We start from the raw sequence: 23,448 nt of genomic DNA on the forward strand, positions 1-23,448 counted from the left end.
TTATTCGCCCTTGGTGCCGCCTTCCGAGAGGCCGACCACCAGTTTGCGCTGGACGAGAAGGTAGAAAAGGATGACCGGTATGGTGACGAGCACAGCGCCCGCGAGCAGCATGCCCCAGGAATAGATGTTGTCCTGACCGATCCAGGTGGCGAGCCCCAACGGCAGGGTCTTGTTCGTTTCCGAGGAAACGAAGACCAGCGCGAAGAGAAACTCGTTCCAGGCGTGGTTGAAGCTGAAGACGCCGACCGAGACGATGCCCGGCAGGGCAAGCGGCACTGTCACGCGCATCATGGCGCCAAGCCGCGTGCAGCCGTCGATCATGGCGCTTTCTTCCAGGCTCACGGGAATAGCGTTGAAGTAGGAGCGCATGAACCACAGAGCGAGCGGCAGGGTGAAGGCCGTGTTGGCGATGATCAGCGAGATCAGTGTATCGGCCATGCCAAGCTTGACCACATAGATGTAAAGCGGCAGCACGATTAGTACTTCCGGCAGCATGTAGCAGACGAGCGTCGCGTTCGAAAAAGCCGCAATGCCGAAGAAGCGGAAACGGCTGAGGCTATAGGCGCCCAATCCGCCGACGATGAGCGACAGGAAGGTTGAGCCGAAGGCGACGATGAGGCTGTTGGCGAAATAGGTCAGGAAATTCGTCTGGATGAAGAGGTCCCGATAATTCTGCAGCGTCCATTGGTTCGGCAGGAAGGTCGGCGGGGTCGCGTAGAGTTCGCTGCCCGGCTTGAAGGAGCAGATCAGCATCCAGAAAAGCGGGAAGCCGACGACGCTGACGGCGGCAAAGACCAGCAGGTAGAGCATGATCTTCGACGCCAGATAGTGGACGTCGGCGATCTCGCGATTGCGCGGCAGGGACGACGGGATAGTCGGCGCGATGGCGGTCATTGGCGTGCCTCCGCTCTCTTGATGAAGACGAAATAGACGGCAAGCAGGACGCAGAGGATGGCGAGCGTGACGATCGCGATTGCTGCTGCGCGGCCGAATTCGAAATCCGAAAAAGCCTTGAGATAGACGAGGATGGGCAGGGTCGTAGTGGCATCCAGCGGACCGCCGCCCGTCATCAGGTAGATGATCTCGAACTTGTTGAAGGACCAGATGGTGCGCAACAACGCGGTCAGCAGGAAGACCGGCATGACATAGGGCAGGGTGATGCGCCAGAACTGCTGGAAATCCGAGGCGCCATCGATCTTGGCCGCCTCGTATTGTTCCTGCGGGATGGATTGCAGGATGCCGAGAAGGGCAATGACGGCAAAGGGGAAGAACTTCCAGACGCCGACCATGATGACGGAGACCATTGCCAGCCCCTGGCTGTTCAGCCAGAGCAGCGGCTGGCTGATGAGGCCGATATCGATCAGGCCGGCATTGATGATGCCGACGATGTCATGCAGCATGTAGCGCCAGGTCAGAACCGCCACGACCGTCGGCACCAGATAGGGCGCGAGAATGACGGCGCGGGCGGCACCGCGAAACCTGAAGCTCTTGTTGAGCAGCAGCGCCAGGCCAAGGCCGAGCAGCATTTCCAGCGCCACGCTGCCGAACACCCAGACAAACGTGTTCCAGAGCGCCGTGTAAAAGGCGGGTTCGGCAAAGACCCAGACGAAGTTTTCCAGGCCGATGAAAGGGCCGCTGGTATCGCCCATGCCGACATCCTGCGCCGCCGTCACGAACACGGTGATGGTCGGCACCCCGGCGAGCAGCAGGAGAAGGAAGGCGCTCGGAGCGAGCGTTGCATAGGCCAGCAGCCGGTCGCCGGCGAGAGCTGTGTTGCGCTCAGCCATTGGCCGTCCTCCTCGTTCCCATCGGCTCGGCCACGATCGCCTTGCCGCTTGCCGTATCGAAGCGGCGCAGCTCGCTGTTGGCGACGGCGAAAGGCACTTCGGTGTTGAGGATCGGGCTGTAGTGAACGCTGGACGGGATGCGGGCGATGACGGCGGTCTCGGGAAGATTGCCCGAGACCATGCCGTAAAGCAGCCGGTCGCCGCCGAGATATTCCACCCGGTGGATGTTGAAGGCAATGTTCGTGACCGGGATGTTTTCGGCAAAGCTTGCCTTCGGCAGGAAGTTTTCCGGGCGGAAGCCGAGCGTCACCTCGCCGGTGACGACGAGGTTCATCGGCGGAGAGCCCATGAAGGTGGCGACGAACGTGTCGGCAGGATTGAGGTAGATTTCCTCCGGCGTGCCGATCTGGCGCACGGAGCCCGCCTGCATGACGACGATACGGTCGCCGAGGCCCATAGCCTCCACCTGGTCATGCGTCACGTAGATGGACGTGACGCCGACGCGATCCTGGAACTGGCGCAATTCCTCTCGCGCCGAGTGGCGCAGCTTGGCGTCGAGGTTCGAGAGCGGCTCGTCGAGCAGGAAGACGTCGGGATCGCGTACCAGCGAGCGGGCCAAGGCGGTGCGCTGGCGCTCGCCTCCGGACATTTGCCGCGGCTTGCGCTTCAGCATGCGGGTGAGGCCGACGAGCTCGGCTGCCCATCTGACCTTCTCGTCGGTCGCCTTCTTGTCGGCGCCGCGCACGCGCAGCGGGAAGGCGATGTTTTCATAGACCGTCAGATGCGGGTAGAGGGCGTAGTTCTGGAAGACCATGGCAATGTTGCGGTCCTTCGGCTGCAGCCGCGTCGCCTTGCGATCGCCGATGAAGATGTCTCCATAGGTCGGCAGTTCCAGGCCGGCGATCATCCGCAGAAGCGTGCTTTTGCCACAGCCGGAGGGGCCGAGAAGTATCAGGAATTCGCCGTCGTTCACGGTCAGGCTGACATCGGAAACAGCCGTGTGATCTGTGAAGATCTTGCTGACTTGATTGATTTCAACTCGTGCCATGACTTTCTCTCGCGGTGGGGGAAGGGCTCTGCAAACCGGTGTCGCCAATGATCCGGCGAGCCTGTTCCATAAGGGTTTTATCGGCAGCGGCGATGCGGGATCTGATCGCCGCAATGCCTGCCAGGTCGCCTTCGAGGGTCGTATTCCTTCTGGCGATCATCTCGGTCATGCGCACCGGAGCGGGACCGCCCGTGACTATGCGGCTCTTCAGGTTCTCGGAAGGATTGAGCGCCCGTCTCACGACGTCCTCGGCAATACCGAGCGGGTGGCCAAAAAGGGCCTGCGACGCTTCGTCGAGATCGGCCGAGGTGATGTCCATCGCGGTATGATGCGCCTCGATGGTCTGGCGGACAACACGGCCGACGATATTGTGAGCCATGCGGAAGGACATTCCGGCTTCGCGAACGATGATATCGGCAAGCTCGGTCGCCGTGCCGAAACCGATTTCGGCAAGATGCAGCATCATCTCCGGCTTGACGGTGAGCGTGCGGATTGCGCCTTCGAAGACGACCACCGCGCGCGTGGCGCGTTCGAGCATGTCCATGGCCGGCGCATTGCCGGCGGAAACGCCGTCGTTGACGTCGGCCAGGGCCGTGTTTTTCGAGGCGGCGAGAACCATGTTCAGGTTGCCGACCGCCATGGCGGCGACGGCCTTGACGTGCTCCATCGCCTGCGGGTTCTTCTTCTGCGGCATGATGCTGGAGACGCTGGAATAGGCATCATCGAGTTCCAGCATGCCGAATTCCATCGTATTCCAGCTCTGGATATCGGTGGCGAGACGGGAGACGCCGGTCATCAGCACCGCAAGCGCGGCCGAGGCTTCCTGCAGGTCGTCACGGATGGAGACGCCGTCATAGCCGACTTCCACCAGTCGGGCGAAACCAAGCAGACGGGCCGTCATCTCGCGGTCGATCGGGAAGCCGGTGGTGGACAGGGCGCCGGAGCCGAGCGGACTACGGTCGCAGCAGCCAAGAGCATGGATCAGCCGGCCATAGTCGCGTTCCACCAGATCGGCGGCGGCGAGCAGGTAATAACCGAAGGAGATCGGCTGAGCATGCTGGGTATGGGTATAGCCCGGCATGACCGTCTCGACATGTTTTTCCGCGAGATCAAGCAGGGTGCGGCGTAGCCTGCCGACGACATCGAGCAGATTGAGCAATTGAGAGCGCAGGACCAGTCGCCAGGATGTGGTGTGCAGGTCGTTGCGGCTGCGGCCGGTGTGAAGGCGGCCGCCCGTCTCGGGGCCGAGCTTTTCGACGATATAGCGCTCGATATAGGAGTAGAGGTCTTCCTGCTGGTAGTCGATGGTAAGCGCCTTGACGCCGCTTTGCTGGAGTTCGGCCAGCACGACCAGGATGCGGGCAATATCTTCCCGGCTGACGATGCCGCATTCGGCAAGCATGACGGCATGGGCGAGATGGATGCGCATTTCCGGCTCGAACTGGAACCGGATCCCGGCTGCAACGGCGGGGCCGAAGTAGGAATCCACCATTGCCTGCGCTGGAGGCGACTTGACGCGTTCGCGTAGCGATACGACCGGTGCCGCCGGTTGTTCCTCTGACATATGACTCTCCTGAAAAAAGGAGTCCGCGTGTCCGGCACGCGGACTTTCTACGCTGGGCTATTTCTTCTTCTTCAGATCGTCGACGATGGCCTGCATACGCTCCTGGCCCCAGGCGGCAGCCTTTGCCGGGTCCTCACCCTGAAGGACGACACGCTGGACGACCTGGGCCGGGATGTCGCGGGCGACGATCGAGCCGATGTAAGGATTGACCACGCCGGAGCGGATGACCTTGCCGTCCTTGAACTGGGCGCCGGCCTCGGATTCGAAATCGAGCGAGTTCGACGTGTCGAAGGCGATGCGGGAAATATCCTCGCGGCCGCTCAGGCTTGCGGCCGCGCCCGCCTTGATGACCTCTTCCTGCACGTCCTTGAGCGGCGGGATGAGGTGCGGGTGAACGGTGAGCGAGAAATCCCTGAGCCGGTCGCCGGTGACGATGAACTTCAGGAACTTGCGGGCCGCATCGACATTCTTGGCGCCAACCGCTTCGGAAGACAGAGCGAAGCTGTTGGAGTTGACGAATTTCACCGGAACGCCGCTCGGGCCTAACGGAATATCACCGGCGCTGGTGTTCTTGAAGAGATCGGGCGTGTTCAGGGCCGCATTGGCGATGAGGCGCGGCGCATAGATATCGATGCCGATCTTGCCCGTCAGATAGACGTTGATCATGTCACCATAGGAATAGGAACCGACGCCCTGCGGCGAGAATTTGGCGATCTGCTGCAGGAAGGTCAGCGCCTTGACGGTGCCCGGATTGTTGAAGGTGACGTTCAGATCTTTGTCGAAATAGGTGCCGCCGGCACCCCAGATCATCTGCGACAGAAAGATGCCGGTCATGCGGTTCTTGCCGGCGGGGAACATGAAGCCGAAATTGCCGTCGCCGGTCAGCGCCTTGGCGTCGGCAAGCAGGTCGTCCCAGGTCTTGGGGGTGGAAATGCCCTTCGCCTTCAGAAGGTCGTCGCGCTGCCAGAGCACGCCGTAATTGCCGAGCGTGTAGGGAATGTCGAAGATCTTGCCTTCGACCGGTACGAGGGAGCCGGGCACGTAGTCGTCACGGCCGATTTCGCTGACCATGTCGTCAAGCGGTACGAGATACCCCTTGCGGGCAAATTCGAAGCGCTCTTCCGGAAGGATCTTGAAGATTTCCGGCATGGTCTTGGTGTTGATGGAGGCCAGGACTTTCTGCAGCCGCCCGTCGGTGCTGACGGCTTCCATCTCGATCTTGATATCGGGGTTCTGAGCCTCGAATTCCTTGATCGCCTTGTTGAAGAATTCGATGCTCGGCGGATCGGTTTCATTATGAAGAAAGCGGACGACCTGCGTTTCCGCCCATGCAGCGCTTGATATCAACAGCGCTGTCAACCCGCTTCCGACAGACAAATACATGCGTGTTCTGGCAAACATTGCCACTATCCTCCCGTGAAATACTTCCGAATGCACAACCTGCTCTTTGCGCAGGCCTCCTCCGTGCATGAACAGAAGGTTAAACTGCTGCTTTGCCATTCGTCCACTACATGTTACCTATATCGGATATTCATTTTCCGTATGGGAGGACGGGCGATGGAGCTTGCCGATCTCAGGATATTCGTGCGCGCGGCGGAACTCGGCAGCTTCAGCAAGGCGGCCGTCACGACAGGGGTGGCGCAGCCGACCGTCAGCCGGGTGATCAGCGATCTGGAGGCGGAATGGGACGGGCCGCTATTTTATCGGACAGGCCGCGGCGTTACGCTATCCGAGCTTGGCGAGGAGGCGCTGACAAAGGCCCGCTTCCTGCTGCGCGAGGCGGACCAGGCTGCCGAAGATCTCAAGGCTTTCAGCCGCTTGCCGAGCGGAATCGTCTCCATCGGGCTGCCGACATCGATCGTGGAGCCGGCCATTCCCCGCCTCGTCAACGAATTGCGCGCCGAGCTTCCGGGCATCCGCCTGCAGGTCTACGAGGGCTTCAGCGACCAGATCGAGCGCTGGTTGGCGGAAGGCACGATCGACATCGGCGCCTACAGCAAATATCGCGAGGGGCCGTGGAGCCGGAACGCACTGCTGCTGGAATCCCAGCTTGTGCTTGCCGGCCCGCGGGAGGGGTGGAACCTGCCGCCGGAAATCGATTTCGCGCGGCTTTCAGAATTCGATCTCGTTCTGCCGGCCCGCACCAACGGCTTGCGCATCATGGTGGATTCCGTCGCACGGCGGATGAAAGTGCCGCTGAACATCATCGCCGACGTCGATTCCACCATTGGCCAGAAGGCGATGGCCGCCCATTGCGGCTGCTACATGGTGAAGGCGCCGCATACGATTGCCGACGAGACGCGGCACGGGATGTTTGCAAGCAGCGTCATCCGCAATCCCTTCATCACCCGGCACGTCACGCTCGTCACCGGCCATCAGCGGCCGCTCAGCCGCGCCAGCCGTGAAGTGGTTTTCCGGCTGACCGAAATTCTGCGCAGGCTTTCGGTCCCGACATAGCACGGGCGTGGCGGCGAGAGCGCCGCGTGGCCATTGCTTTCCGAATGCCACCGGTTGCGGCAAGCAGAACGAGCCGGCGCGAAGCGCAGACGGTTCCGGCTGCGTTGCTGATGCGCAGAAGAACATAGTACTTATGGGTTATTGCTACAGTAACGGCAACTAACACTTCTTCGAATATTCAGGTCTACTATCGAATATTCGAACGTGGTAAAGTAATCTTGCGTGGAACTTTAACGTCTGCACGTTCTGGTTTTTCGACCTCTTGAGACCTGCCGTCTCATTCAGCCGGAACAATTGTTTTCATGCCGTAGATCGATGAACTTTCGAGGGAGGGGACAATGCGAAAATATGCATCTTCTCGATCGGCAACACGCAAGGGGCGCTGGTTTTCGTTCGGCCTGTCGCAGCTGGGCGTCTTCTGCGCGGCTGGTCTTTTCTGCGGATTGGCTTTCGCACAGGCGCCGACCGAAGAGCAGAAGAGCGCGGTCAGATCGGCCTGCCGGTCCGATTTCATGGCGCAATGCTCCGGCGTGCAGCCGGGAGGCATGGAGGCGCTGAATTGCCTGCAGCAACACGACGCCACCCTCTCCCCTGCCTGCCGCAAGGCCGTATCGGCGATTACCGCCAAGCCGAAATCGACATCCGTGGAGCCGTCTCAGACAGCGCCCGCCACGACAGGGACGGCGACGCCGGCCCCGTCGGCCGGCACTCAGGCGGCGGCCCAGCCGACCGAGGCGCAGCGCGATGCCGTCAAGTCGGCCTGCCGCTCCGACTTCATGGCGCAATGTTCCGGCGTGACCCCGGGAGGCGCTGCAGCGCTTTCCTGCCTGCAACAGCATAGCGCCCGCCTGTCGGCGCCTTGCCAGCAGGCCGTCGCAGCCATCGGCACGGCGGGCGCGCCCGCGGCCGGCGCGGGTGCTGCGGCAGCCGCCGCGCCGCCGGCAACCCGGCCGGCTGCCATGCCCGACTTTTCTCCGCGCGAGGAGGTGATGATCGTGCGGGAAAGCTGCGGGCCTGACTTCCGCGCTTTCTGCCGGATGGTGCCAATCGGCGGCGGACGGGTGATCGCATGCCTGCGGGACAATCTGCAGCGCGTTTCGCCGGCCTGCCATAAAGTTCTGACCTCAGGCCTGTAGCGCGCTTCCAATTCTTATCCGGTTTTGCCGGGAATGCCTGAGCCGTCAGGCATTCTCCTGATGGTTCTGCAGAGCCGCGCCGTAGACGACCCCGACTGTCCGCATGCGATGAATTCAATGACGACACAAATGAAAGGCAGTTGCCATGTCATCGACTTCTCATTTATCGCGATTGAAACGAATACTGCGCTATTGCGCCGTTGCCGCCGGCCTTGTGCTGCCGACGCATGCATGGGCGGATGACGCAAAAGAGCTTCTCAAGGCCATGTCCGATTTTCTGGTGGCGCAGAAGACGATATCCTTCAGCTACCAATCCTCGCTCGAGGCGGTGACGCCGGACTTCGAGAAGCTGCAATTCGTCAGTTCGGGCACGGCCAATATCACCCGGCCCGACAAGCTGCGCGTCACCAGAACCGGAGGCTTTGCGGATATCGACGTCAGCTTCGACGGTTCGACGCTGACCGTACATGGCAAGAACCTCGATGCCTATGCGAAGATCGCCGGCAAGGGCTCGCTCGACGAGCTGATCGACAGGCTCGCCGACGCCGGCGTGGAAGCGCCGGGCGCCGATCTTCTGTCCGATCATGTCTACGATATCCTGATGACCGACGTGACCGAGGCAAAGCACATTTCCAGCGCCTTTGTGGATGGCGTGGAATGCGCCTACCTGGCTTTCCGCACACCGGAACTCGACTGGCAGATCTGGATTCAGACGGGTCCGCAGCCGATACCGCGACGCTATGTGATCACCAGCAAACACGTCGTCCAGGCACCGCAATACACACTCGAGATCCGCGACTTCAAAAGTGGCGCGGAGGTTGCCGCCACATCCTACGACATCGAGATCCCGGCCAATGCCAAGACCGTGGACCTGAGCGAACTGCAATCGATCGATGAGCTTCCGGCACCGACCGTTACAGGAGGTATGCAATGACCCGCAGCAAGCTCTTTTTCGCCCTCTGCCTTGCCGGTGCGATGGCCTTTGCCGATTTTCGCCTGGAGGCGAACGGCCCGCTGCCGGTGTCGATCGGCTTTGCCACACCGGCGGGCGCCGTGATCGGCCGGCCGTTGACGCCACTCTCCTATGCCGGTGTCGCCCGGCGCACGACGCGCCGGGTCGTCCGGCGAACGGCGACGACGATTGCCGTTCTGCCTCCCGGCTGCATCTACGGCCCCTATTACGGCGGCTATTATTACCGCTGCGGCGGCCTCTACTACGCCAAGAGCGGCGGCGTCTACGTGCAGGTGATCGTAGAGTAGGCCCTGTCGGAGGCTCGGGCATTTCCGCTTCACCCGGATTGCGGAAATGCCGCCGGGACGGCCCTATTGCACGTTCATCTCCGCCTCTGCGACAGCCGGGGCCTTGCTGCGGCGCTTTCTGAATTCTTCAAGGCGCTGCAGCACCACGTAGAAGGACGGGACGAACAGCACGGCAAGGCAGGTCGAAGCGATCATGCCGCTGAAGACCGATATGCCGATCGATTTGCGGGCGGAGGCGCCGGCGCCGGTTGCCAGAACGAGCGGCAGGACACCCAGAATGAAGGCGAAGGATGTCATGAGGATCGGACGGAAACGCAGGCGGGCAGCCTCGACCGCTGCAGCCAGGATCTCCATGCCTTCCTCGCGTTTTTCACGCGCATATTCGACGATCAGGATGGCGTTTTTCGATGCCAGCGCGATCAGCAGGATCAAACCGATCTGGGTATAGAGATTGTTGGCGACACCCGCCGCCATCAGCGCGCCGACCGTGCCGAGCAGGGCAAGCGGAACGGCCAGCAGCACGGCAAGCGGCAGGATCCAGCTTTCATATTGACCCGCAAGCACGAAGTAGACGAGCAGCATGCCGAGCGCGAATATATAGTAGATCTGTCCGCCGACCGCCTTTTCCTGATAGGAGAGCGCCGTCCATTCATAGCCGGTCCCGATCGGCAAGGTCTGGTCGGCGATCTGTTCCATGACGTCGAGCGCCTGGCCGGAGCTGAAGCCGGCGGCAGGTCCGCCAACGATGGTTGCGGACGGGTAGAGATTATAGAGGCTGATCAGCGAGGGGCCTTGCATCGGCCTGATATCGACGACGGTTCCGAGCGGCACCATCGTGCCGTCGCCCGCCTTGACCTCCAGATTGCGGATGTCGTCGGGGCTGACGCGGAATTGCGGGGATGCCTGGGCATAGACCTGGAACGTACGGCCAAACTTGTTGAACTGTGTCACGTAGCTCGATCCGACATAGCCCGACAGCGCGGAGAAAACCTGGCCGACGGTGACACCCAGCGTCTCGGCCTTGATGCGGTCGACCACGACCTCTAGTTGCGGCACGTTCGAACGGAACGACGTGCTCAGCCTTTGCAGCGATGATTGGGCTTCGCCGTTCTTGACGATCGTGTCGGTCAGGGACTGCAACAGCGCATAGTCGGAAACGCCGTTCTTGAGTTCCACCTGCATCGTAAAGCCGCTGGCATTGCCGACGCCCTGGATAGGGGGCGGCACGATGACCAGGGTTTTTGCGACCAGTATGCTTTCCAGCGCGCCGTTCAGATGCTGGTAGATGGACAGGAGATCCTGACCCTTTTCCTTCAGCCTTTCGTCCCAGTCCTTCAGCACGACATAGGCAACACCGGCATTCTGCAGGCTGGCATTGTTATCAAGAACGGATATGCCGCTGATCGTCAGGACCTGATCGACGCCGGGTGTGGCCTGGGCGATCTTGCCGACGTCCGCCATCACGGCATCGGTGCGCTCCTTGGATGCGCCGTCGGGCAATTGTGCGCCGATCAGCACGTAGCCCTGATCCTCGATCGGCAGGAAGGCGGTCGGTACGCGCGTGAGGCCCCAGACGGCGACGCCCATCAATGCCAGCGCCAATGCGACCATGATGGTGGCGTGGCGCGTCATCGCGCCGATCAGCCGGACATATCCGCGTTCGCCCCAGTCGTAGATCCTGTTGAAACCGCGGTAGACGAAATTGCGTTTTTCGGGCGGCACCGGCGTGCGCAGCCAGAGCGCGCATTGCGTCGGTTTCAGCGTCACGGCGTTGATGGCGCTGATCAGCGCCGTGGCGGCGATGACGAGAGCGAATTGCCGGTAGAGCTGGCCCGTCAGCCCCGGCAGGAAGGCCGCCGGAATGAAGACGGCCATCAGCACCAGCGTAATGCCGATGACCGGGCCGAGCAGTTCGTCCATCGCCTTTTCGGCGGCCTGGCGGCCGGACATGCCCGCCTCGATGTGCCTTGCGACCCCTTCGACGATGACGATGGCGTCATCGACGACGATGCCGATGGCAAGCACGATCGCAAACAGGGTGGACAGATTGACCGTAAAGCCCATGGCGGCCATTGCCGCAAAGGCGCCGATAATGGTGACGGGCACCGTCGTCGCCGGCACGAGCATGGCCCGCCAGTCCTGCAGGAACAGCAGGATGACGATGAGAACGAGAATGCCCGCCTCTATCAGCGTAACATAGACCTCGTTGATGGAGGCCTTGACGAATTTCGTCGTGTCGAAGGGCAGATGATATTCGAGGCCGGGCGGGAAGGCCTTGGCGAGTTCCGCCATCTTCGCATCGACCGCCTGGGCCACCGCAATGGCATTTGCCTCCGGCAGCTGCGAAATACCGATGCCGGCAGCCGGGCGGCCATTCTGCATGAAGGTCTGGCTATAGGTCTGCGCACCCAGTTCGACCCGGCCGATATCGCGTATCCGCGTCACCCGGCCGCCATCGGCGCCATCGACCTTGACGATGATGTTCTCGTAGTCGACGGCGTCGTTCAGCCGGCCGTTGATGTTGAGCGTATATTGGAAGGTCTGGCCCGCCGGAACCGGCGGAATGCCGATCTGGCCGGCCGTCACTTCCTGGCTCTGCTGCTGCACGACATTGACGACATCCTGCGGCGTCAGCCCGCGGGCCTGAAGCAGGTTCGGATCCATCCAGATGCGCATCGCATACTGGCCGGCGCCGAAGACGGTGATGTTGCCGACGCCCGGCAGACGGGCCAGTTCGTTCTGCAGGTTGATGACCGCATAGTTGGAGAGGAACAGGCTGTCATAGCGGCTGTCGGGAGACGTCAGGCTGACGAAGCCGAGGATCGCGGTCGATTTCTTCTGGGTGGAAACGCCCTGGACCTGCACCGATTGCGGAAGCGACGACATGGCGATGGCGACACGGTTCTGCACCAGCACCTGCGCCTGATCGGGATCGGTTCCGATGGCAAAGGTCACGGTCAGCGAATAGGTGCCGTCGCTTGCGCTCGTCGACTGCATGTAAAGCATGTCCTGCACGCCGTTGACCTGCTGCTCGATCGGCAAGGCCACCGTATCGACAAGCGTTTTGGCGCTGGCACCGGGGAAGCGGGTCGTCACCTGCACGGTCGGCGGAACGACATTGGGATATTGGGCGACCGGCAGTTGGAAGAGAGCCACCGCGCCGATGAGGACGAAGACCAACGCCAGAACGTTGGCGAGTACCGGCCGTTCGATGAAGAAGCGCGAGATCATGCTGTTGTCCCTGGACCTTCAGATGAAGCGTGGTGGCGGATCTTATTGTGTCGTCGTTGCGGCCTTTGCATCGGCGCCGGCTTCTGCCGGCTGCGTCTTCATATCGATTTTCTCCGGCGCGACCTTGCCGCCGGGTATGGCTTGCTGGATGCCCTGAACGATAACCCAGTCGGCCGGGTCGAGGCCGGATTCGATGACGCGCAGAGCGCCCTCGCGCTGACCCGTCTTGACCTGTTTCTGCTCGACCGTGTCGTCCTTTCCGAGAACGAGCACATAGCTGCCGAGCTGGTTCGTGGCGATCGCATCGTCGCGGACGAGCAGTGCCTTCTCGTTCTGGCCGATCGGTACGCGAACGCGCACGAAGAGGCCGGGCAGTAGGGCCTTGTCCTTGTTGTCGAAGAGAGCCCGAACCTGAAGCGTGCCGGTGGACGCATCGAGTTGCGGCGAGACGTAATCCAGATGCCCCTTGTGCGGATAGCCTTCCTCGGATTGCAGGCCAAGCTCGGCGGGGATGCTCGGCAGGTCGGTCTGCCTGAACGTGCGTCCCTGTTTCCTGAGCATGTCCTTGATCATCAGCACCTGGGTTTCGCTGACGTTGAAATAGGCATAGATCGGGTCCGTCTGGACGATGCTCGCAAGTTTGGTCGGGCCTGAGACGCCGACGAGCGTGCCGATATCGACGAGATGGTTGGTCACAATGCCGTCGAAGGGGGCGAGCACTTCCGTATAGCCGAGGTTGATCGTCGCGAGTTCCAGATTGGCCTGAGCGTTGAGGATGGAGGCGTTGGCCTCGTCGAGTGTCGCCTTGGCGCTGTCGACGGCCGTCTGTGTCGTAACCTGCTGCTTCATAAGGTTGAGCTGGCGGTCGTATTCCTGTTTGGCGCCGACCTGGGATGCCTGTTGCGAAGCGAGCGTCGCCTTCGCCTGATCCAGCTGCGCCTGATAGGTGTCCCGCTCGATGCCGAAGAGCTTGGTTCCCTTCGTCACCGCCATGCCGTCCTGGTAATCGATCGACTGGAGATAGCCCTGGACGCGTGCTTCTATATCGACTGCGTTCAGCGCTGCCGTATTGCCGGTCAGATCGAAATAGAGGGTGACCGGCTCCTGGACCGGCTGCGCGACACGGACGGCGGGCGGCGGCGGCGGGACGTAGGTGTTGCTGCTTCCATCGCAGGCGGCGAGCGCTGCCATGCCGACGATCATTACGGAAATCTGCAGGCCCCGATGCAATCCCTCACGCATTCTTGCTGCCCCGACGATCTATGTGCCCCGGTCTTCATGCGTGCCTTGACGGCAGCCCCCAGAAGCCGCCGGATATTTCAGGCATGCGGTACTATGTCGCGGGATTACCCGAAATTGCAATAGGTTACGATATGTAATTTAGGTACGCCTAAATGATTGGCGGTCGCCTGGCCCGGGCGGGGGCTCAATCGGGGCATCTTCCTGCTTACTGCTGGGTAATGAGCAGCACGTAAGCCAGGAACAGGACCAGGTGAACCGCGCCCTGCATGAGGTTGGTGCGGCCGCTGGAAAAGGTGATGATGCTGACGGCGAGCGTCAGCACGAACATGACAAGATCCGGACCCTGAAGCCCCAGGGTGACGGGGTGCCCGTAGAGGTGGCTGATCGCCAGCATGGCCGGCACGGTCAGGCCGATCGTCGACAGGACCGAGCCGAGGAAGATGTTGATGGCGCGCTGCAGGTGGTTGGCGACGGAGGCGCGTACGGCGCTGATCGCTTCGGGTGTCGCAACCAGCACCGCCATGATCACGCCCCCGAATGCTGCCGGAGCGTGCAGGGTTTCGATCACGTAGTCGATTGGCCGGGCAAGTTCTTCGACCAGGAAGACGACGGGTCCCATATAGGCAAGCAGCAGCAGCGCGTGATGCCATACCGGCCGGTGGTGCCGCATGGTGCCGGCATGCTGTTCGTGATGATTGCCGTCATCGGCGAAGTAACGTTGATGGCGGCCGGACTGCAGCAGGAGAAATATGCCGTAGAGGCCGATCGAGACGATGCCGAGAAACATCTGCCGCGGGGCCGAGGGGTGCGGCCCATCCGGACCGGCGAGAAATGTCGGCATGACGAGGCTGAGCGTTGCCAGGGGCACGATGACACCGAGATAGGCATTGGCGCCGTGCAGATTATGCTGCTGGTCTTGCCGCCGCCATGCGCCCGAGAGCAGCGAAAGTCCCACCATGCCGTTCAAGATGATCATGACGACGGCAAAGAGCGTGTCGCGGGCGAGCGTCGGATTGTTTGCCCCATGCAGCATGACAGCCGAGATCGCCATCACTTCGATCGAGGTGATGGCGAGGGTCAGGATGAGGGTTCCGTAGGGCTCGTGCAGCTGCTCGGCCAGATGATCGGCATGGCGAACGACCGACAGGGCGGAGCCCAGCACAACGGAAAAAAGCCAGAGAAAAATGACGGCAAACCAGAAAGGGCCGGAAATTTTCGCGAAGATCTGCTCGGAGAAGGCAAGGAAAGCCAGGCTGGTCGCGACGCTGACGCCAAGGAACCATTCCTCGCGGATGGCACCTGCCATGTTCGTCGTGCGCAATGCCGAACCGTCAGTCATTGGGAACACCGCCGGCCGCACAATACCGCCGCATCACGACCACGATCGCTTGCATTTTGCCCTCCGCTGTCCCCATCGCCCCGGCAAACCGGGCGGTGCGGTCTGGCGGCGGCAGGCGTGATTGTCGCATGCAGAGGGGCAATCCGCCTACCCAAAAATCATCGCCGCGGGTTCAGGGCGAATTCAATGGTACTTCCGCTTCTCCCGCCCCAGAATTTCCGGGGCGTTAAGGCCGGCAATGGGCCTTGAGAGATCGGCGGGAATATCGCCCGCAAGCTGGAGATCCAGATAGCGGGCGCAGCAGACGCGCAGGAACGAGGTGAAATTGCCGAGATCGTGGCCGGCATCGATCGACTCGTGGTGCAGCCTGGTGATCAGCTGGACCACGTTCATGCCGTCGCGGGCGGCGATTTCCTCCAGTTTCGACCAGAAGAAATTCTCCAGCCGCACGCTGGTGACCATGCCGTCGATGCGCAGCGACCGGGTCGTGCTTTCCCAGAGCCTGGCATCGGCCTTGATGAACAGCTCACACATCACGTTCCTCCCGCCAGTCCGCTCAGGCGGCGTTGGTCTCCAGGGTCGTTGCCGCGTCGAGTACCGTCATGAACTGGCGCAGCCACGAGGGATGGGCCGGCCAGGCCGGCGCGGTGACGAGATTGCCGTCGGAGACCGCGTCGCTGATCGCGATATCGGCATAGGTGCCGCCGGCAAGCTCGACTTCCGGGCGGCAGGCAGGATAGGCCGAGCAGGTACGGCCCTTGAGAACGCCGGCGGCTGCCAGAAGCTGCGCGCCATGGCAGATCGCGGCGACCGGCTTGTTGGCATCGAAGAAATGCCTGACGGCCTTGATGACATCGGGGTTGAGGCGAAGATATTCCGGGGCACGTCCGCCGGGAATGACGAGCGCATCGTAATCTTCCGCGCGCACGCTTTCGAAGGTGGCGTTCAGCGCGAAATTATGGCCGCGCTTTTCCGAATAGGTCTGGTCGCCTTCGAAATCGTGGATGGCGGTGGCGACCGTCTGGCCGGCAGTCTTGCCAGGGCAGACGGCGTGGACCGTGTAGCCGCAGGCAAGCAGCGTCTGGAACGGCACCATGGTTTCGTAGTCTTCCGTGAAATCGCCTGTGATCATGAGGATCTTGGATGCTGGCATTTCTTCCTCCCGTAAAAACCAACAGATGGACTTTAACAAAGGATCGCGGGCCGCGGGTACTAAGGGAATACTACAGGCGCTTCTCGATCAGGTCGTTTCCCGCGTCCTGACATCGGGAATGGCGCAGGCCTCGCCGCCGCCGAACATGCGAGAGCGGGTGAGGAACCGTTTTTCACGGCCGTTATCGAGTGAAAACATGCCGCCGCGGCCGGGTACGACATCGATGATGAGCTGGGTATGCTTCCAGGCTTCGAACTGGCTGGCGCTGATATAGACGGGCACGCCGCCGATCTCGCCGAGCTTCACGTCCTGATCGCCGACGATGAAATCGTCGGTCGGATAACACATGGGTGAGGAACCGTCGCAGCAGCCGCCGGACTGATGGAAGAGGATTTTGGGATAATCGCGCTGGATTTCCCTGATGAGGTCGAGCGCTGCATCGGTTGCGAGCACGCGCGGCTCGCCATTGACCATCTGTTCCATGATTGCCTCCTCCAAGACAATGCCTCCTCCCCGTGAAGGGAGGAGGCTCGATAGTAGCACGATCGCCGGCTTCTCAGAAGAAGCCGAGCTTCTTCGGGCTGTAGCTCACCAGCATGTTCTTGGTCTGCTGGTAGTGGTCGAGCATCATCTTGTGCGTTTCGCGGCCGATGCCGGACTGCTTGTAGCCGCCGAAGGCCGCATGGGCCGGATAGGCATGGTAGCAATTGGTCCAGACGCGGCCGGCCTGGATTTCCCGGCCGAAGCGATAGGCGCGGTTGCCGTCGCGGGTCCAGACACCGGCGCCGAGGCCGTAGAGCGTGTCGTTGGCGATTTCGAGCGCTTCCTTCTCATCCTTGAAGGTGGTGACGGAGACGACCGGGCCGAAGATTTCCTCCTGGAACACACGCATCTTGTTGTGGCCCTTGAAGATGGTCGGCTTGATGTAATAACCGTCAGACAGTTCGCCGCCGAGATCGTTGCGCGAGCCGCCGGTCAGCACCTGTGCGCCCTCCTGCTTGCCGATATCGAGATAGGCGAGGATCTTTTCCATCTGCTCGGTGGAGGCCTGTGCGCCGATCATCGTTGCCGGATCGAGAGGGTTGCCCTGCTTGATGGCTTCGACGCGTTTGACGGCCCGCTCCATGAAACGGTCGTAGATCGATTCCTGGACGAGAGCGCGGCTCGGGCAGGTGCAGACTTCGCCCTGGTTCAGTGCGAACATGGCGAACCCTTCGAGCGCCTTGTCGAAGAAATCGTCGTCTTCGGCCGCCACATCGGCAAAGAAGATGTTGGGCGACTTGCCGCCGAGTTCCAGCGTGACCGGAATGAGGTTCTGGCTGGCATATTGCATGATGAGGCGACCCGTCGTCGTCTCGCCGGTAAACGCAATCTTGGCGATGCGCGGGCTGGAGGCGAGCGGCTTGCCGGCTTCGAGACCGAAACCGTTGACGATGTTGAGCACGCCGGGCGGCAGGAGATCGCCGACGAGTTCTGCCCAGAGAAGCAGCGAGGCGGGGGTCTGTTCGGCCGGCTTGATGACGACGCAGTTGCCGGCGGCAAGGGCCGGTGCCAGTTTCCAGGCAGCCATCAGGATCGGGAAGTTCCAGGGTATGATCTGGCCGACGACGCCGAGCGGTTCATGGAAGTGGTAGGCGACGGTGTCGTGATCGATTTCGCCGATCGTGCCTTCCTGGGCACGGATGCAGGAGGCGAAATAGCGGAAGTGGTCGATGGCGAGCGGAATGTCGGCCGCCATGGTTTCACGGATCGGCTTGCCGTTGTCCCAGGTTTCGGCCTGGGCCAGAAGCTCCAGCTTGTCTTCCATGCGCTGGGCGATCTTCATGAGGATGTTGGAGCGCTCGGTGGTGGAGGTGCGGCCCCATTTATCCTTGGCGGCATGGGCGGCATCGAGCGCGGCGTTGATGTCCTTTTCATCGGAGCGCGGGATCTCGCAGAGCTTGCCGCCGGTGACGGGCGTGACGTTGTCGAAATATTTGCCGCCGATCGGCTCACGCCACTCGCCGCCGATATAGTTGCCGTATTTCAGCTTGAACGGCGACTCGACGATTTTTTGATGAAGCATGTCATCCTCCCTTGATGAACAGGTTCCGGAACGAACCAGTGGGGGGAATCTGTGTCGCTTTTATCAGAGGGAACAGGGCGTCCGGCCAATACCGCAGTGCACAGTGTCGCAGAGTTGCGACAGGTTCGGGCAGCGCCACGAAATTGTGATCGTACCGCTTGCCCGACCCTCAATGCAGGTCGAGCTTTTTCATCTTCCTGTGCAGCGTGGCGCGGCTGATGCCGAGGGATGCGGCCGCCTGCGAGACATTGCCGTGGGTGCGCGACAGCGCCCTTAAAAGGGCTGCCTTCTCCGCTTCGGCCATCTCTTCTTCTCCCGAGACGCGGCCTTCGTGCAGTGCATCGGAGGCCGGAAGGCCGGCGGCGATATGCCTGTCGTCCAGCTTGAGGGCAAGGCGGGCGGCGCGGGTGGCGCCGAGGACGAGATCATGGCGGTCGACGGCCAGCAATGCGTTGGCGGAATTGGCGCCCGCCGGCACCATGACGAAACGGGCACCGGGAAAAGCGGAGCGGAACAGGTTGAGCTCGATGCGCATCGCCGCGTCGCGCACGGCCTGCGAGAGAATGGTGAGCGTCATCTCGTTGACGTCGTCGCGGCAGGTGGAGATGTCGAGGGCGGCGGCGAGCTGGCCGCGGTGATCGCGGATCGGCGCCGTGGTGCAGCTCAGCTTGATGTTGGAGCAATAAAAATGCTGGTCGCGGAAGACGGCGACGGCGCGCTCATCGGCAAGCGCCGTGCCGATGCCGTTGGTGCCGATGCTGGCCTCGGTCCAGACAGAACCCGTCCAGAGGCCGAGGTCGTGGAATTCCTTGTCGTTGCCGGCCGCCCCCCGACGCTCCAGCGCAATGCCGTTGCGATCGGTCAAAAGCAGGCAGCAGCCAGCCTTGCCGACAGTCGCAAAGAGACGGTCGAGTTCGTCGCGGGCCTCGGCGATCAATTGTTCGGATTGCTCTCGCGCAAGGCGGAACTCCTGTTCCGTGAGGCGCAGCGGCGCGCGTTTGTCCTCCGGCGCAAGCCGATACATGGTCATGCATCGGCGCCAGGAAGCCACAATCGGCGAGCTGGCCGCAGCCGAATTTTGCTGCGCGCACGTGTAGACATGCTCCGCATGCGCGGATTGTTCGTGCATGAAGGCTCCTCCCACGGAACTTGCGCATATTCTGATGTAAATGCGGCGGCTTTGCAATCGAGCCGGCCTGACGGCAGATTGTATGGATGGAATTTGCCTGACGGCGGATGTCGCAATTCTGAGACAGTTATGCCCGGCGGCTCGTCCCTCGTGATCGCGACAATATGAACGGCTGTCCGCTTGTCCGTGCGGTTTTGCGCAATAGCGTCGTATCTAAGGAGATATAACGACCAGCAGGCGCCGAGTGCCGGCATTTCTGACTTCACATTTCGGTGTTTGGGCTGATGGCGGTGAAACAGATCGGATCGCGGCTGCGTAATTCCCTCAGTAGGCAACAGCGAAAGAAAAAATCGCCATGCCGGGAATAAATGCCAGCCGGCGTTGTCTACCAGGGAAGATGAACCTGTCGCAGCTGCTGACCAGGAGAGCAAAGCGATGATGAACAGACGATTGCTGCTGACCACTGCCGGACTTGGCGCCTTTGCCCTGCGCCTTGGTTTCGGCAGTTCCGCGATGGCGGAGGAGACCTTTGCCGTCACCCATACCGACGAAGAGTGGCGCAAGCTGCTGACTGCGGATCAATATTCGGTGCTGCGGCAGGAGGGGACGGAATATCCCTTCACCAGCCCGCTGCTGCACGAAGAGCGCAAGGGCAATTTCGCCTGCGCGGGCTGCGACCAGGACGTCTTTTCTTCGGCCACGAAGTTCGATAGCGGCACGGGCTGGCCGAGCTTCTGGGCGCCGCTTGACGACAAGGTCGTCGGCACGACGCGCGACACGTCCTTCGGCATGGTGCGCGATGCCGTCCATTGCGGGCGCTGCGGCGGGCATCTCGGCCATGTCTTCAACGACGGGCCGAAGCCGACCGGGCTGCGCTACTGCATGAACGGCGTTGCCATGACATTCCACCCGGCTTCTGCCTGATCGACGGACGATTACGATGCTTCTCTTTGTCCTTGCCTATCTCGGCGGGGTGCTGACGATCGTCAGCCCCTGCATCCTGCCGGTGTTGCCCTTCGTCTTTGCGCGCGCCGGCCAGCCCTTCCTGCGCAGCACGTTGCCGATGCTGCTCGGCATGGCGGCGACATTTGCCGCGGTCGCCACGCTGGCAGCCGTCGGCGGCGGCTGGGCCGTGCAGGCCAACGAATATGGCCGCTACGCCGCCATCGTGCTGCTCGCCGTCTTCGGCATCGTCCTGCTGTTTCCGGCACTATCGGATTATCTGACGCGGCCGCTCGTTTCGCTTGGCGCGCGCCTGTCGCAATCGGCCGATCAAAGCACGCGCGGCGGCGGCTCGGCCATAGCCGCCTCGCTGCTGCTCGGGGTTGCGACCGGCCTGCTCTGGGCGCCCTGCGCCGGGCCGGTGCTCGGCCTGATCCTGACGGGGGCGGCGCTGCAGGGGGCCAATGTCGGCACGACGCTGCTGCTGCTTGCCTATGCGCTCGGTGCCGCGACCTCGCTGGCCTTGGCGCTTCTCATCGGCGGCAAGGTCTATCAGGCGATGAAACGGTCGCTCGGTCTCGGCGAATGGCTGCGGCGCGGTGTCGGCGTTGCGGTGCTCGTCGCCGTGGTGGCGATCGCGCTCGGCCTGGATACCGGCTTCCTGACGCAGGCCTCGCTCGCCAGCACCAATGTTCTGGAACAAGGGCTGGTCGATCAGTTCCGTCAGCAGAAGACGGCCGACAATGCCGGCGCCATGAAGTCGGTCGTCATGCCCGCGGGCGGTGGCGGCTCGATGGCGATGACGGCCAACAACCAGACGATGATGTCCGGCAATCCGGCCGCAATGAGCGGCAACAGCATGATGATGGCGATGAAGCCGAAGGGTGTGGCCGAGCAGCTGCCGGTCGAAGGCCAGATGCCGCCGCTCGACGGGGCCGTGCAATGGCTGAATTCCGCGCCGCTGACGGCCGAGCAGCTGAAGGGCAAGGTCGTGCTTGTCGATTTCTGGACCTATTCCTGCATCAACTGCCTGCGCGCCATTCCCTATGTCAAAGCCTGGGCGGAGAAATACAAGGATCAGGGCCTCGTCGTCATCGGCGTGCATTCGCCGGAATTCGCCTTCGAGAAGAACGTCGCCAACGTGAAGAAGGCGATTTCCGATCTCGGCATTACCTATCCCGTCGCGGTCGACAACGACTATGCGATCTGGCGGGCCTTCGATAACGAATACTGGCCGGCGCATTATTTCATCGATGCGAAGGGGCAGATCCGCCACCACCATTTCGGCGAGGGCGATTACGACCAGTCCGAACGGGTGATCCAGCAATTGCTTGCCGAAGCCGGCAAGACCAACGTCTCCAGCGATATCGTCGACGTGAAGGCCGCGGGTGCAGAAGCCGCTTCGGATGCGGCCAACGTGCAATCGCCGGAAACCTATATCGGTTATCAGCGTTCGGAAAACTTTGTCGACGACAAGGGCACGATCAACGATGCGGCGCATGACTACGTCGCGGCAACACCCAAGCTGAACGAATGGGGCCTGACCGGCAACTGGACCGTCGGCCCGGAACAGGCATCGCTGAATGCCGCCGATGGCAGCATCTACTATCGCTTCCATGCCCGCGACCTGCATCTGGTCCTCGGACCCGGCGCGGACGGCAAGCCGGTGCGCTTCACGGTGACGGTTGACGGCAAGGCGCCGGGCGACGGTCACGGGGTGGATACCGACGCCGATGGCAACGGCACGGTGACGGGGCAGCGGCTCTACCAGCTGGTGCGCGAAGCGGGGCCGGTCGGCGACCACACGTTCGAGATCCGCTTCCTCGATCCCGGCGTGCAGGCTTTCGCCTTCACCTTCGGCTGAGCCAGTCCACGATGCCTCTGGCCGCAGCGCGGCCCGTGGCGAAACAGGCGGTCAGCAGATAGCCGCCTGTCGGCGCCTCCCAGTCCAGCATCTCTCCGGCGGCAAAAATGCCGGGGAGATGTTTCAGCATATAGGTCTCGTCGATTGCGCTGAAGGCGATGCCGCCGGCAGAGGATATGGCCTCGGCGATGGGGCGTGGGCGCAGCAGCGGGATCGGCAGGGACTTGATGGCGGCGGCGAGTCTGTGCGGATCGTGGCGCTCCGACTCCAGCGTCAACTCCCTGAGAAGTGCGGCCTTGACGCCATCGATCCCGGCGCCTTTGCGCAGGCGGTTCGAAAAGCTCGTCTTGGCATCGTGCCGGGCGAGATCGCGGGACAGACGTTCAAGGCTGCGACCGGGAGCAAGATCGACCGTCAGCATTGCCTCGCCATGCCGCAGCAGGTCATCGCGCAAAGTGGCCGAGTGCGCATAGATCAGGCTGCCTTCGATGCCGTGTCTGCTGATGACGAACTCGCCGGGAAAGGTCCCGGCGCGCGAGGTTACCGTCACCGATTTCAGCGGCTCCCCGGCGAAACGAATGCGGAAGAGCTCACTCCAGGCGACATCGAAGCCGCAATTGGCGGGCTGAAACGGTGCGACTTCTATGCCGCGTTCAGACAGCAGCGGCACCCAGCCGGTATCCGAGCCAAGCCGCGGGTAGCTCGCGCCGCCGAGTGCGAGCAGTGTCGCATCGCAGGCTATGGTCTTGCGGCCTTCGGGCGTTTCGAAAAGGTCGCCGCCCTGCGCAAAACCAACCCAGCGATGGCGGGTGCAGAATTTGACGCCGCGGGATTCCAGCCGGGCGAGCCAGGCGCGCAGTAGCGGCGAGGCCTTCATCACCTTGGGAAAGACGCGGCCGGAGGAGCCGACGAAGGTTTCGGTGCCGAGATCGGCCGCCCAGGCGCGGATATCGGCCGGCGTGAAGGCGTCGAGGGCGGCGCGCAGCCGGGGATTGGCCTTTCCGAAGCGGGTGGCGAAACGCTCGTAATCTTCGGAATGGGTGATGTTAAGGCCGGATTTGCCGGCAAGCAGGAATTTGCGGGCAAAGGTCGGCATCGCGTCGTAGACGGAAACGGCGTGGCCGTTTGCCGACAGCACTTCGGCCGCCGAAAGGCCGGCGGGGCCGCCGCCGATGATCGCGATCGTCTTCTGTTTCATCGCGCCTTCTTGGCGCGGGCGGTCAGCGAGCGC

At 62.2% G+C, this 23,448-nt stretch carries 21 protein-coding genes; 6 read left to right on the forward strand and 15 right to left on the reverse strand.

Annotated elements, in window-relative coordinates; all coding sequences use genetic code 11:
- The 5 genes from ACU8HS_RS11555 to ACU8HS_RS11575 are packed head-to-tail and all read right to left on the reverse strand — an operon-like array spanning position 1 to position 5,800.
- Entirely contained in the window at positions 1–894 is an 894-nt protein-coding gene (locus ACU8HS_RS11555) for a carbohydrate ABC transporter permease (RefSeq protein WP_112703832.1), read from the reverse strand.
- A complete protein-coding gene (locus ACU8HS_RS11560; protein WP_447014448.1) occupies positions 891–1,787 on the reverse strand; it encodes a carbohydrate ABC transporter permease in 897 nt (298 codons plus the stop codon). The genes ACU8HS_RS11555 and ACU8HS_RS11560 overlap by 4 nt, the downstream gene beginning before the upstream one ends.
- Positions 1,780–2,835, reverse strand: a complete 1,056-nt coding sequence (locus ACU8HS_RS11565; protein ID WP_447014449.1) for an ABC transporter ATP-binding protein — start codon at positions 2,833–2,835, stop codon at positions 1,780–1,782. The genes ACU8HS_RS11560 and ACU8HS_RS11565 overlap by 8 nt, the downstream gene beginning before the upstream one ends.
- Entirely contained in the window at positions 2,822–4,399 is a 1,578-nt protein-coding gene (argH, locus tag ACU8HS_RS11570; RefSeq protein ID WP_447014450.1) for an argininosuccinate lyase, read from the reverse strand. Before argH ends, ACU8HS_RS11565 begins: the two co-directional genes overlap by 14 nt.
- Positions 4,400–4,456: 57 nt before the next feature.
- Positions 4,457–5,800, reverse strand: a complete 1,344-nt coding sequence (locus tag ACU8HS_RS11575) for an ABC transporter substrate-binding protein (protein ID WP_447014451.1) — start codon at positions 5,798–5,800, stop codon at positions 4,457–4,459.
- Positions 5,801–5,956: 156 nt separating this feature from the next.
- Here ACU8HS_RS11575 and ACU8HS_RS11580 point away from each other — a divergent pair, with 156 nt between their 5' ends.
- Positions 5,957–6,856, forward strand: coding sequence for a LysR family transcriptional regulator (locus ACU8HS_RS11580; protein ID WP_162706868.1), 900 nt, complete (start codon positions 5,957–5,959; stop codon positions 6,854–6,856).
- 277 nt (positions 6,857–7,133) lie between these two features.
- On the opposite strand, the gene ACU8HS_RS11585 is transcribed toward ACU8HS_RS11580, so the two are convergent.
- Positions 7,134–7,370, reverse strand: coding sequence for a hypothetical protein (locus tag ACU8HS_RS11585; RefSeq protein ID WP_447015939.1), 237 nt, complete (start codon positions 7,368–7,370; stop codon positions 7,134–7,136).
- Between ACU8HS_RS11585 and ACU8HS_RS11590 the strand changes: the two genes are divergently transcribed.
- The 3 genes from ACU8HS_RS11590 to ACU8HS_RS11600 all read left to right on the forward strand — a co-directional run bounded on the left by ACU8HS_RS11590 (position 7,255) and on the right by ACU8HS_RS11600 (position 9,252).
- Positions 7,255–7,992 carry a hypothetical protein gene (locus tag ACU8HS_RS11590; RefSeq protein WP_447015900.1) on the forward strand — a complete coding sequence of 246 codons (738 nt, stop codon included), beginning with the start codon at positions 7,255–7,257 and terminating at the stop codon, positions 7,990–7,992. The genes ACU8HS_RS11585 and ACU8HS_RS11590 overlap by 116 nt on opposite strands.
- Positions 7,993–8,137: 145 nt before the next feature.
- Positions 8,138–8,926, forward strand: a complete 789-nt coding sequence (locus tag ACU8HS_RS11595; protein WP_447014452.1) for a DUF2092 domain-containing protein — start codon at positions 8,138–8,140, stop codon at positions 8,924–8,926.
- Positions 8,923–9,252 carry a hypothetical protein gene (locus tag ACU8HS_RS11600; protein ID WP_112563439.1) on the forward strand — a complete coding sequence of 110 codons (330 nt, stop codon included), beginning with the start codon at positions 8,923–8,925 and terminating at the stop codon, positions 9,250–9,252. The genes ACU8HS_RS11595 and ACU8HS_RS11600 overlap by 4 nt, the downstream gene beginning before the upstream one ends.
- Before the next feature lie 63 nt (positions 9,253–9,315).
- On the opposite strand, the gene ACU8HS_RS11605 is transcribed toward ACU8HS_RS11600, so the two are convergent.
- The 8 genes from ACU8HS_RS11605 to ACU8HS_RS11640 all read right to left on the reverse strand — a co-directional run bounded on the left by ACU8HS_RS11605 (position 9,316) and on the right by ACU8HS_RS11640 (position 19,411).
- Positions 9,316–12,483, reverse strand: coding sequence for an efflux RND transporter permease subunit (locus ACU8HS_RS11605; protein WP_447014453.1), 3,168 nt, complete (start codon positions 12,481–12,483; stop codon positions 9,316–9,318).
- Positions 12,484–12,525: 42 nt separating this feature from the next.
- Positions 12,526–13,725 carry an efflux RND transporter periplasmic adaptor subunit gene (locus ACU8HS_RS11610; protein WP_112754863.1) on the reverse strand — a complete coding sequence of 400 codons (1,200 nt, stop codon included), beginning with the start codon at positions 13,723–13,725 and terminating at the stop codon, positions 12,526–12,528.
- Between the two features lie 205 nt (positions 13,726–13,930).
- On the reverse strand, positions 13,931–15,064 hold the full coding sequence (locus tag ACU8HS_RS11615; protein WP_112563445.1) for a calcium:proton antiporter: 1,134 nt from the start codon (positions 15,062–15,064) through the stop codon (positions 13,931–13,933).
- A 183-nt stretch (positions 15,065–15,247) separates the two neighbouring features.
- The gene (locus tag ACU8HS_RS11620; protein ID WP_112544467.1) at positions 15,248–15,598 is read right to left on the reverse strand and encodes a ribbon-helix-helix domain-containing protein; all 351 of its coding nucleotides are present in this window, start codon (positions 15,596–15,598) and stop codon (positions 15,248–15,250) included.
- A 22-nt stretch (positions 15,599–15,620) separates the two neighbouring features.
- Positions 15,621–16,217 (reverse strand): DJ-1/PfpI family protein, encoded by a 597-nt coding sequence (locus tag ACU8HS_RS11625; RefSeq protein ID WP_112563447.1) that lies wholly within the window; start codon positions 16,215–16,217, stop codon positions 15,621–15,623.
- Between the two features lie 87 nt (positions 16,218–16,304).
- Positions 16,305–16,700 carry a DUF779 domain-containing protein gene (locus ACU8HS_RS11630; RefSeq protein WP_112563449.1) on the reverse strand — a complete coding sequence of 132 codons (396 nt, stop codon included), beginning with the start codon at positions 16,698–16,700 and terminating at the stop codon, positions 16,305–16,307.
- 73 nt (positions 16,701–16,773) lie between these two features.
- The gene (adh, locus tag ACU8HS_RS11635) at positions 16,774–18,282 is read right to left on the reverse strand and encodes an aldehyde dehydrogenase (protein ID WP_112563451.1); all 1,509 of its coding nucleotides are present in this window, start codon (positions 18,280–18,282) and stop codon (positions 16,774–16,776) included.
- Between the two features lie 169 nt (positions 18,283–18,451).
- Complete coding sequence (locus tag ACU8HS_RS11640; RefSeq protein ID WP_112563453.1) at positions 18,452–19,411, reverse strand: helix-turn-helix domain-containing protein; 960 nt, start codon at positions 19,409–19,411, stop codon at positions 18,452–18,454.
- Positions 19,412–19,846: 435 nt separating this feature from the next.
- On the opposite strand from ACU8HS_RS11640, the gene msrB reads away from it, so the two are divergent.
- Together msrB and ACU8HS_RS11650 are read left to right on the forward strand one after the other, a co-directional pair.
- Positions 19,847–20,335 carry a peptide-methionine (R)-S-oxide reductase MsrB gene (gene msrB, locus ACU8HS_RS11645; RefSeq protein WP_112703823.1) on the forward strand — a complete coding sequence of 163 codons (489 nt, stop codon included), beginning with the start codon at positions 19,847–19,849 and terminating at the stop codon, positions 20,333–20,335.
- A gap of 16 nt (positions 20,336–20,351) precedes the next feature.
- Complete coding sequence (locus ACU8HS_RS11650) at positions 20,352–22,217, forward strand: cytochrome c biogenesis protein DipZ (protein ID WP_447014454.1); 1,866 nt, start codon at positions 20,352–20,354, stop codon at positions 22,215–22,217.
- Here the strand turns inward: ACU8HS_RS11650 and ACU8HS_RS11655 are convergent.
- Positions 22,204–23,415, reverse strand: coding sequence for a TIGR03862 family flavoprotein (locus ACU8HS_RS11655; RefSeq protein WP_113412839.1), 1,212 nt, complete (start codon positions 23,413–23,415; stop codon positions 22,204–22,206). The two genes, ACU8HS_RS11650 and ACU8HS_RS11655, sit on opposite strands and share 14 nt — an antisense overlap.
- Positions 23,416–23,448 lie beyond the last annotated feature (33 nt).

This window comes from Rhizobium sp. KDH_Rht_773_N (assembly GCF_052946295.1).